Annotated in this window: 9 protein-coding genes and 1 tRNA gene; 7 read left to right on the plus strand and 3 right to left on the minus strand. The window is 65.4% G+C overall.

The genetic code is table 11. The features are described from left to right. From WEB61_RS12660 to glk, 5 genes are all read left to right on the plus strand, one after another. A partial coding sequence (locus tag WEB61_RS12660; protein WP_368064698.1) for a sensor histidine kinase occupies positions 1 to 658 on the plus strand: 658 nt, incomplete at its 5' end. Between the two features lie 17 nt (positions 659 to 675). Then, the gene (gene otsB / locus WEB61_RS12665; protein ID WP_368064699.1) at positions 676 to 1,446 is read left to right on the plus strand and encodes a trehalose-phosphatase; all 771 of its coding nucleotides are present in this window, start codon (positions 676 to 678) and stop codon (positions 1,444 to 1,446) included. A gap of 14 nt (positions 1,447 to 1,460) precedes the next feature. Further along, the gene (locus tag WEB61_RS12670) at positions 1,461 to 3,260 is read left to right on the plus strand and encodes a glycoside hydrolase family 15 protein (protein WP_368064700.1); all 1,800 of its coding nucleotides are present in this window, start codon (positions 1,461 to 1,463) and stop codon (positions 3,258 to 3,260) included. Next, positions 3,257 to 4,654: an alpha,alpha-trehalose-phosphate synthase (UDP-forming) gene (gene otsA / locus WEB61_RS12675; protein WP_368064701.1), complete on the plus strand. Its 1,398-nt coding sequence runs from the start codon at positions 3,257 to 3,259 to the stop codon at positions 4,652 to 4,654. Before WEB61_RS12670 ends, otsA begins: the two co-directional genes overlap by 4 nt. After that, entirely contained in the window at positions 4,651 to 5,661 is a 1,011-nt protein-coding gene (glk, locus tag WEB61_RS12680; RefSeq protein WP_368064702.1) for a glucokinase, read from the plus strand. The genes otsA and glk overlap by 4 nt, the downstream gene beginning before the upstream one ends. Here the strand turns inward: glk and ggt are convergent. Continuing rightward, positions 5,658 to 7,388 carry a gamma-glutamyltransferase gene (gene ggt / locus WEB61_RS12685; protein ID WP_368064703.1) on the minus strand — a complete coding sequence of 577 codons (1,731 nt, stop codon included), beginning with the start codon at positions 7,386 to 7,388 and terminating at the stop codon, positions 5,658 to 5,660. The genes glk and ggt overlap by 4 nt on opposite strands. 185 nt (positions 7,389 to 7,573) lie before the next feature. Between ggt and WEB61_RS12690 the strand changes: the two genes are divergently transcribed. Both WEB61_RS12690 and WEB61_RS12695 read left to right on the plus strand, forming a co-directional pair. Continuing rightward, the gene (locus tag WEB61_RS12690) at positions 7,574 to 8,605 is read left to right on the plus strand and encodes a P1 family peptidase (RefSeq protein WP_368064704.1); all 1,032 of its coding nucleotides are present in this window, start codon (positions 7,574 to 7,576) and stop codon (positions 8,603 to 8,605) included. Positions 8,606 to 8,818: 213 nt separating this feature from the next. Next, positions 8,819 to 8,895 (plus strand) — tRNA-Arg (locus tag WEB61_RS12695). Positions 8,896 to 9,098: 203 nt separating this feature from the next. Here the strand turns inward: WEB61_RS12695 and WEB61_RS12700 are convergent. Both WEB61_RS12700 and WEB61_RS12705 read right to left on the minus strand, forming a co-directional pair. Beyond that, positions 9,099 to 9,368: a hypothetical protein gene (locus WEB61_RS12700; RefSeq protein WP_368064705.1), complete on the minus strand. Its 270-nt coding sequence runs from the start codon at positions 9,366 to 9,368 to the stop codon at positions 9,099 to 9,101. 194 nt (positions 9,369 to 9,562) lie between these two features. Continuing rightward, positions 9,563 to 10,204 (minus strand): TetR family transcriptional regulator, encoded by a 642-nt coding sequence (locus WEB61_RS12705; RefSeq protein WP_368064706.1) that lies wholly within the window; start codon positions 10,202 to 10,204, stop codon positions 9,563 to 9,565. Positions 10,205 to 10,280 lie beyond the last annotated feature (76 nt).

Here is a 10,280-nt window from a genome sequence, read left to right on the forward strand (position 1 = left end):
AAGCGCGCAGTTGGTGTCCGACCGCATCGGCACGGTCGACGACCCGATGGTGCAGCATCTGGCGCCCCGGCTTTTCGCGTCGATCGACCGCGCGATCGAGCTTTGTGCCAACACGCTGAAATTCGGCCGCGCCGAGGAAGCGCCGCCGCGCCGTGTCCGGATCGCGCTGGCCGTCTTCGCCGACGAGGTCGCCGAAGCCGCATGGGCCGAGAACAAGCTCATCCGCTGGAAAAACGAAGTGCCGCCCGATCTCGAAATCGAGGCCGATCCCGATCATCTCTTCCGCATCCTGCTGAATCTGATGCGCAATGCCGCGCAGGCATTGGCCGAAAGCGAGACCGGCGGCGACATTCGCGTTGCGGCTCATCGCGCGGACGACCATGTGCACATCGACGTTGCCGATACCGGTCCCGGCCTGCCCGAAAAAGCGCGCACCCACCTCTTTGAGCCTTTCGCTGGCGGCGTGCGGGCCGGCGGCGCCGGGCTCGGCCTTGCCATTGTCGATGAACTCGTGCGCGCTCATGGCGGGCATGTCGATCTGGTCGAAAGCGGACCTGCAGGCACGCATTTTCGTATCTGCGTTCCCGACACCGGCGGTTCGTTGACGGCCTGCGACGAGGCGGAGCGTCTTGCCGCAGGATCCATATCCCGGGAATAGAAGTGGAAGTGGATTTGATGATGAATGACGACGGGCACCCTTTGCCCGCTCCGCAACGCAACTGGGCGCTGTTTCTCGATTTCGACGGGACGCTGGCGGAACTGGCGCCTTCGCCGGAGACGGTGAGCGTCGATGCGGCCATGCCGGAGGTTCTCGGCGATCTGCTGCAAGGCCTTGGCGGCGCGGTTGCAATCGTCTCCGGTCGTCCGCTGGCGGAAATCGACCGGCTCGTCGGCATTGTTCTGCCGGGAGCCGGTGTGCACGGGCTTGAAATGCGCGAACGACGCAATGCCGATGTTCATCCGCCGGCGGAGGTGGCGGGCGTCGCCCGTATCGAGGAGGCGCTTGCGCCTCTCGTGCAGCGCGATCCGCGCCTTATTCTGGAGAGAAAACCGGGTGCGATCGCACTTCACTACCGCCGCGCACCCGAGCGTGAGATGGAATGCCGCGCGGCGATGCAGGCGGCGTTTGCCGGCACGACCGGCCTTCATCTCATCGAGGGCAAGATGGTGATGGAGGTAAAGCCCAGCCATGTGAACAAGGGCTACGCAATCGAAAATCTGATGAAGGTGCCGCCTTTCGCGGGCCGGTTGCCGGTCTTCGCGGGCGACGATCGCACCGATGAGGATGGCTTTGGGGTCGTCAAGGCGCTGAAAGGCGTTACGATAAAAATCGGTCCGGGCGTTTCTCTCGCCGAATATCGCGTGGCTTCTGTCGCGGCTTTCATGGGCTGGCTGAAAGAGGTGGTATCGGCGCTTTCGGATCAGGCCCGTTTGCAGGAGAAATAAGACAAGGAGCTGTTTTGTCGTCACTTGATCTCGGTGTTATTGGAAACGGCACTTATGGTGCCCTGATCGACAAATGGGCCCGCATCGTCTGGTGCTGCCTCCCCCGGCTGGACGGCGATCCCGTCTTCCACGCTCTCCTCAACGGAGACCCTTCGCCCGACGCTGATGGCACAGAACGCGGCTTCTGGTCGATCGAGATCGAAAACGCGGCTTCCACACGGCAATTCTATCGTGGCAACACCGCGATCCTCGTCACTGAAATTACCGACCGCGACGGCAATGCGATCGAGATTTGTGATTTCGCTCCGCGTTTCACGAGGCGGGAGCGCATCTTCCAGCCCATGACGCTGGTCCGTCGGGTGAGGCCGCTGGTTGGCTCGCCGCGTATTCGCGTCCGCCTGCGCCCCGGCTTCAACTATGGCGCGCAGGAGCCGACAGTCACGCGCGGCAGCCATCACATGCGTTTTTTTCACAGCGGGTTTGCGCTGCGCCTGTCGACGAATGCGCCCATCACCTATCTTCAGGCCGAGACGGTTTTCAATCTGACCAATCCGATCAGCTTCATCATGGGCTCCGACGAGACGCTGACGGGCGGGGTCGAGGAGACGGCGCGCGAGTTCGAGGAGCGGACCGAGGACTACTGGATGAGGTGGGTCCGCCGCCTTGCCTTGCCGCTCGAATGGCAGCAGCCCGTCATCCGCGCCGCGATCACGCTGAAACTCTGCTGCTACGAGGAAACCGGCGCGATCGTCGCCGCCATGACGACCAGCATCCCCGAAATGGCCGACACAGAGCGCAACTGGGACTATCGCTACTGCTGGTTGCGCGATGCCTTTTTCGTCATCCGCGCGCTCAACTCGCTGGCCGACGTCGAAACCATGGAGAACTATCTCCGTTATCTCGGCAACATTGTCGGTTCGGCGGAGGACGGTCACCTGCAGCCGGTCTACGGCATCGGCCTCGAAACCCGCCTCGACGAACAGGTGGTCGACACGCTGCCGGGCTATCGCGGCATGGGCCCTGTTCGCCGCGGCAATCAGGCCTACGAACACTTCCAGCACGACGTCTATGGCAATGTGATCCTCGCCGCGTCGCAATCCTTCTTCGATGAGCGGTTGTTGCAGCGTGCGACCATCGCCGACTTCGAGCGCTACGAGCAGGTCGGCGAACGGGCCTATGCGATGCACGCCGAACCGGATGCAGGCATGTGGGAACTGCGCACCCGCGCCCGCGTTCACACCTCCTCAAGTGTCATGTGCTGGGCGGCCTGCGACCGGCTCGCCCGGATCGCGGAGCATCTCGGGCTCATGGAGCGCCGGCGTCACTGGCGCCGGCTCGCCGACGAGGTCCACGCCACCATCTGCGAGCAGGCATGGAACGAGGAACTCGGCGCGTTTACGGAAAGTTTCGGTGGCGACCAGTTCGATGCCGGACTGCTGCTGATGGCGGAGGTCAATTTTATCCGCCCCTCCGATCCGCGTTTTCAGTCCACGCTTCTGGCCATTGAAAAGTCGCTGCGCCGCGGTCAGAACATGTTCCGCTACACGACGGCCGACGATTTCGGCCTGCCGGGCAACGCCTTCAACATTTGCACCTTCTGGTACATCGATGCGCTCGCCCGCGTCGGCAGAACGGCGGAAGCGCGGGAGATATTCGAATCCATTCTGGGCTGCCGCAACAGTCTGGGTTTGCTCTCCGAAGATGTCGATCCGGCAACCAGCGAACTTTGGGGAAACTATCCGCAGACCTATTCTCTTGTCGGTATCATAAATGCGGCGATGCGTCTGAGCCGCAAATGGGAAGAACAGGTATGAGTCGTTTAGTCGTTGTTTCCAATCGCGTCGGGCCGGTCAAGGATGCCGCGCGCGCGGGCGGCCTGGCGGTTGCGCTCGTCGATGCGCTTCGCGCCCGGGGCGGGCTCTGGTACGGCTGGAGCGGCAAGACCGACAAGCGCAGCGCCGACCACGCGTCGATCGAGGAGACGGACAATCTCACGCTTGCCACCGTCGATCTCACGCCCAGGGAATACAAGGACTACTACAACGGCTTCGCCAACCGCTGCCTCTGGCCGCTTTTTCATTACCGCATCGATCTGACGGCCTTCGACCGCAGCTACTACGAAGGCTACCGCCGGGTGAATGCCAAATTCGCCCATGTGCTCTATCCCCTGCTGCGAGCGGACGACACGATCTGGGTCCACGACTATCACTTTCTTGCCTTCGGCGACGAGCTTCGGCAGATGGGTGCGACGCAGCCGATGGGATTTTTCCTGCATATCCCGTTCCCCGCCCGCGAGGTGCTGGCGGCGCTGCCGCATCACGACGCCATGGTGCGCGGCCTGTTCGCCTATGATGTACTCGGTTTTCAGACCGAGCGGGATTGCGAACGGTTTCGCGACTATGTGGTGCGCGAGGCGCATGGTATCGCCGATGGCGACACGCTCCACTGCTTCGGCCGGTCGGTCGTCATCCGCGCCTTCCCGATCGGCATCGACACCGAAGGCTTCGCCCGCATCGCGGCGGAGGACAAGGATGCCTGCCGGCAATATGACAAGGTGACGAAAGCGCTTGCCGGCCGCACACAGATCGTCGGCGTGGACCGGCTCGACTACACGAAGGGCATCGCCGAGCGCTTTCATGCCTATGAACGCCTGCTGCAGGAATATCCCGACGCGCGCCGCCAGGTTTCCTATCTCCAGATCGCGGCGACTTCGCGCGGTGATGTGCTGGAATACCGCCAGATGCGCGATGAACTCGACGGCCTGTCCGGTCATATCAATGGCACCTATGGCGATGTCGACTGGACGCCGCTGCGCTATCTGAACAAGCCGCTTCCCCGCCGCACGCTCGCCGGGCTCTACCGGGCCAGCAAGATCGGTCTTGTCACGCCGCTGCGCGACGGCATGAACCTCGTCGCCAAGGAATATGTCGCCGCGCAGGATCCCGAAGATCCCGGCGTCCTGATCCTGTCGCGCTTCGCCGGGGCTTCTTACCAGATGCCCGAAGCGACTATTGTGAACCCCTACGACACCAAGGAAGTGGCGGACGCCTTGCAGATCGCGCGCTACATGAGCCTGCAGGAGCGCCGGGAACGCTTTGAGGCCCTGATGAAAAGATTGAAGGTCGAAGACGTCGCCCGCTGGCGCGACGATTTTCTGTCGACCCTCGCCGCCGTGCCGCGGCGACGGCCGATCTCGGCTGCGTCGTGAACCTGGCGGCAAAGACGCTGCTCGTCGCCGATATCGGCGGCACCAATGCGCGTTTCGCGCTCGCCGCCGCGCGCGATGGCGGTTTGACCGTCGGTCCGGTCGCGTCGGTCCGCACCGCCGCCTGGCCCGGCATTGAAGAGGCGCTCGCGGCATTTCTCGAAGCCGAAGGCCGCCCGCCTCTCGCCGCCGCCGCCATTTGCGCCGCCGGGCCGGTCGAGGGCGAAGGCGCAAGCGCGCGCATTCATCTCACCAATTGTCCCTGGGAGGTGAGTGCTGCGGCCATCGCCCGCGCCGCCGGCGTCGCGCGCCCCCGGCTGATGAACGATTTTGCGGCGCTGGCGCTCGCGGTCCCCTGCCTTGCGGCCGATGAGGTCGGGCGCATCGGCGACGAGGGCGTGTCCGTTCCCGCCGCGCCCGTCGTGGTCGTCGGCGCCGGCACCGGCCTTGGCGTTGCGGCATTGCTGTTCGACGGCGGCCGCGCCCATGTCGTGGCGGGCGAGGGCGGCCATGTCGATCTGGCGCCGAAGGGTGCGCGCGAAATGGCGGTGCTGTCGCATCTGCAAGCGCAGTTCGGTCACGTCTCGGCCGAGCGCGTGCTGTCCGGCCCCGGCCTCGCGACGCTTCGTGCCGCGCTTGTCGCGATCGACGGCGCCCGGCCCGAGCCGCTGACACCGGAGGAAATCGCGATCCGTGCTTATGGCGCCGCCCAGGACGGCAAATGTCCGCTGTCGCAGGAGGCGGTTGCGCTTTTTTGCGGCTGGCTCGGCGCGGTCGCGGGCGATGTCGCGTTGACGCTGGGCGCGCGCGGTGGCGTCTATATCGCCGGCGGCATCGTGCCGGGCTGGGTGGCGGCCATGCCGGGTCTCTTCGACGAAAAACGGTTCCGCGCCCGTTTCGAGGCGAAAGGCCGCCTCGAAACCTGGATGAAAAAAATTCCGTCCTTCGTCGTCACGCGCCCCGACGCCGCGCTGCTCGGCCTCGCCCGCGCCGCAACCGACATGCTCTAACGCGCGTCGCTGACCACGTTGCCGTCGCGGCGTGGATCGGCAGTGCCCTCGAGGCCCTGCGGCGTCGCCGCGATCCCGTGCAGCCCGCTCATCATCGCATGCAGATCGATCTGGTGGCCGAATTCGGCGAGCACCGGGACCAATTCTTCCAGCGCCGTTCCCTGCTCGATTTCGAGCGCGCCGTTGCGGTCGAGGAAATGCGGCAGCGACACGGCCGCCTCCATTCCCATTTCCCAGTCGATCAGAGCGATCAGCGCCTGTGCCACATAGCCGATGATGCGCGGGCCGCCGGGCGAGCCGATTGCCAGGTGGAACTCGCCATCGGCATCGAACACGATGACCGGCGTCATCGACGAGCGCGGCCGCTTGCCGGCTTCGACCGCATTGGCCACGGCGCGGCCCTCATCTTCCGGCGCGAAGGAAAAATCCGTCAGCTGATTGTTGAGCACCATGCCGCCGGCCATCAGATGCGCGCCGAACGGGCCCTCGACCGATGAGGTCATCGAAACGACATTGCCCTCGGCATCGACAATGCTGAAATGCGTCGTCGATGCGCGCTCCGGTGAATGCCCGGTGCGCCCGGCCCGGTCGGCGCCCGAAAATCGTCCCGGCATGGCCTTGCCCATCGTGCGGCTGGCGTCGATCTCGTCGGCGCGGGCTTTCAGGTAATCGCGATCGAGCATGGCGCGCTGGGGCACATCGACGAAGTCGGGATCGCCGATATAAAGATCGCGGTCGGCAAAGGCGAGTTTCTCGGCCTCGGCGATGAAATGCACAGCCGTCGCGGTCATCGGCCCCATGCCGGCGAGATCGTAATGTTCGAGAATGCCGAGGATCTGCAGGAGCGTCAGCCCGCCGGAAGTCGGCGGCGGCATCGAGCAAACGCGGTAGCGGCGATAGGGCGCGCAGACCGCTTCGCGCTTCACCGCCTTATAGGCGGCGAAATCGTCGAGCGACAGCGTGCCCGGCCGCGCCGGTGCGTTTTGCACCGCATCGACGATTGCCGCGGCAACCGGACCTTCATAGAAACCGGCCGCGCCCTTTTCGGCGATCAGGCGCAGCGTCGCGGCGTAATCGGGGTTCTTCAGCATCTCGCCTTCGGCGAGCGGCCGCCGCGTGCCGTCCGCTTCGAGGTGGTAGAAATAATCCTGCGCCACCGGCATCTGCATCAGCACCGGATCGCGCGCGATCGCCTGCGCGAGTTTCGGCCGTACGGCGAAGCCTTCTTCGGCGAGCCGGATTGCCGGCGCAAAGAGCCGTGCCCAGTCGAGCGCGCCCTGTTCGCGATGCGCCTCCCACATCATCATCACGACGCCGGGCGTGCCCACCGAACGCCCGCTCACCATCGCCGGAAGAAAATCCATCGGCTTGCCGTCGGCGCCGAGGAAGAGATCGGGCGTCGCTTTCATCGGCGCCGTCTCGCGCCCGTCCCAGGCGTCGAGCGTGCCCGATCGCTTGTCGTAATGCAGCATGAAGGCTCCGCCCGCGAGACCGGAGGATTCGGGCTCGACCAGCGACAGCACGGCCTGCACGGCGATTGCCGCATCGACGGCGTTGCCGCCCGCCCGCAAAATCTCGGCGCCCGCCTCGCTTGCGTAAGGATTGGCGCTCGCCACCATGAAGACCTGCGGCCCTGGCCGTCCGACAAGCGCCACCGCGAGAACGGCAACGAGAAGCAACAAAGCGGCGCCCGCCGACAGTGCCGGTGCGATACGGGTGAATTTCATGCTTGTGTTCCCTCCTGCATTGCTCCGGCCTGAATGAAAGGGCCCACCCGCCCCTGGGGACGGGTCGAAATTTACAGCGCGTGAGCGGTGTAAATTTCGGGGCGGGGGCGCGGGGGAAAAGAAAGGGTCCGTTCCGCGAATAGGATATATGAATTGAGTAGACCACAAACCGGAAGGCCACACATATGCACTTCGGCACGATCCGCAAAGGCCCGTTGAACCTCATCACCGATGTCGAGGGGATTTCGGTCGGCAATGCCGAAGATGCGGCGGCCCGGACCGGCGTCACGGTCGTCCTGCCCGCGCCGCGCGCGGTCGCCGGCGGCGATGTGCGCGGCGGCGGCCCCGGCACGCGCGAAACGGACGCGCTCGATCCCGCCTGCCTGGTCGACGCGGTCGACGCCGTGGTGCTGTCGGGCGGTTCTTCCTGGGGGCTTGAGGCGGCGTCCAGCGCCGCCGCCTGGCTCGGCGCGCGCGGGAAGGGCTTCCGCGTCGGTTCGAGCCCGCTCGTCTCGCCGGTCGTGCCCGCCGCGATCCTCTTCGATCTCGCCAATGGCGGCGACAAGGCCTGGGGCGAGACGCCGCCTTACGGCGCGCTGGGCCGTGCGGCTTGCGAAGCTGCTGCCGGCACCTTTCGCCTCGGCAATGCCGGCGCCGGCCTCGGCGCCACCGCCGGACAATATAAAGGCGGTCTCGGTTCGGCCTCCGCCGTCGCCGCCAACGGCTTCACGGTCGGCGCCCTCGTTGCGGTCAATTCATTCGGCGCGGCGGTTGTTCCCGGCACCGCGCGCTTCTGGGCGGCACCTTATGAAATGGACGGCGAATTCGGCGGTCTCGGCTGGCCCGATGCCGCGGGGCTGGCGGGCCTCGATCCGCTGGCCGGCACCAAGGCTGCAGCCCAGCCGGGCGGCAACACCGCGATCGGCGTCGTCGCCACCAATGCCGACCTGACGCCCGCCGAATGCCGCCGCCTCGCCATCATGGCGCAGGACGGCCTCGCCCGCGCCATAAGGCCGGTCCATGCGCCGGTCGACGGCGATGCGATTTTCACGCTGGCGACGGCCCGCCTTCCGCTCGGCCCCGCGCCCCGCCACATGGCCGTCGCGGCGCTTGGCGCCATGGCCGCCGATTGCGTCGCCCGCGCCGTCGCCCGCGCCCTCTGGGAGGCCGAAACGCTGGGCGAAACCCGCGCCTTTCGCGATGTCCACGGCCTGTGACGCACCGTCTTTCCCGGCATCTTTCTCCCACCCGCCCCTGGGGGGCGGGTCGAAAAATTCGCAGAATTTTTCGGGGCGGGGGCTGGACCTCTCGCCAATCCGGGCCTCTCGGTCAAACCCCTGAAACCCTTGCCTTCGCGCGCCCGAAGCTTTAAGAGGAAGCCGCCTTCAGGGCGCTGCCGCCAGCCGGCCCGCCCCCATGAAGTGCCAGGCGCGCCCGTAGCTCAGCTGGATAGAGCATCAGACTACGAATCTGAGGGTCGGACGTTCGAATCGTTCCGGGCGCACCATTTTCTCTTGTTCTTTTGAACGCCGCCCCGCGCGCAAAGGTGCCTGTATCGCGTGCCCTTGACGACAGCCGCGACGGGATCCCGGAAATGCCCGTAAATACCCGAAAACGGCGAAGGCCGCGCGCCGCCATGCGGCATCCGGTTCACGTCACCGGATGCCGGGAAACGGCGTGTCGCGCTTCGCTTTGCCGGAAGGCGGCCGCCTATTCGTCGCTGTCGCTGCCTGTGGCGCCGGTGGCTCCCGTTGCGCCGGTGGCGCCGGTATAGCCGGTGTTGCCCGTATTGCCCGTCTCGCCTTGCGGCCCGGCCGGTCCCGGCTCGCCTTGCAGCGATTCCATCGTGACGCTTGTCTGCGCGCCGCCGCCCAGCGTCCCCGTATAGAAGAGGAAGCCGACAATCGCGCCGGCAGCGACAAGGCCGCCGACAATGAAATAGAGCGTGTTGTTGCTGGAGTCGCTCTGGTTATAGGCCATGGGGTCCCTCGCGAAATGGCGCGCCGAATGAATTTCGGCATGCATCGGTATTCGGCCGGTTGGCCGGATCCGTTTGAGCCATTCTGCGTGCGGCGCGGGCCGCCAGGCAGCCTCGGGAACTACTTAGGCCCGTTCTTGCTGCCACTCACCCCTTGACGAGATATCGGAAAATATACCCGTAAATATCCGAAAACCTACTTCACCAGATACCCGTTCATCAGCGTGTCGAGCACCGTTTCGGTGTAGCGCCGCCGCGTCTGGTCGTCGAGTTGCTCGATGCCATGCGCATATTTGAGGATGGTCGGATTGGCGAAGATGTGTTCGCAGGCGCCGAGTGCGGCGAGATAAAAGAGCGTCGGGTCGAGCGGGCGGATGGTGCCGTCCTTCGCCCCTTCCTCCATCAGCTCCTTGGCCGTCAGCGTCAGCGGCACGACGAAAAACTCGGCGATCTCGCGCGCCGCGTCGCTTGAGGCATCGCGCATCAAGGCGCCGAGCAGCCGGTAGAGATAGGGGTAGAGGAAAAACGTGCGGATGACGCCCGAGAGATGCCGCCTGAGCTTTTCGGCCGGTGGAATGTCGAGGCTCATCAGCCGGTCGAGCTCGTCGAGCGCCGTTGCCGCGTCGCGCTTGGCGAGCGCCAGCAGCAGGCCTTCCTTGCCGCCGAAATAATAGCTGACCAGCGCGACATTGACCTCGGCCCTGGCCGCGATCTCGGCCAGCGGCACGTCGATCGACTGCCGCTCGCCCATCAGTGCCCCGGCCGCGTCGAGCAAAAGCCCCCGCGCCGAAGGCCGTTCCGGCGCCGCCCGTGCCTTGTTCTTTACCTGCGGCTCCACCGGTCCTCCTTGCGCTTCTGGTTTTTTCGATTTAAATACTCGTTTAAGAAATTAAATACGCCATTAAGGCAGGCCG

It is taken from the genome of Parvibaculum sp. (assembly GCF_040882025.1).
Lineage (GTDB): Bacteria > Pseudomonadota > Alphaproteobacteria > Parvibaculales > Parvibaculaceae > Parvibaculum.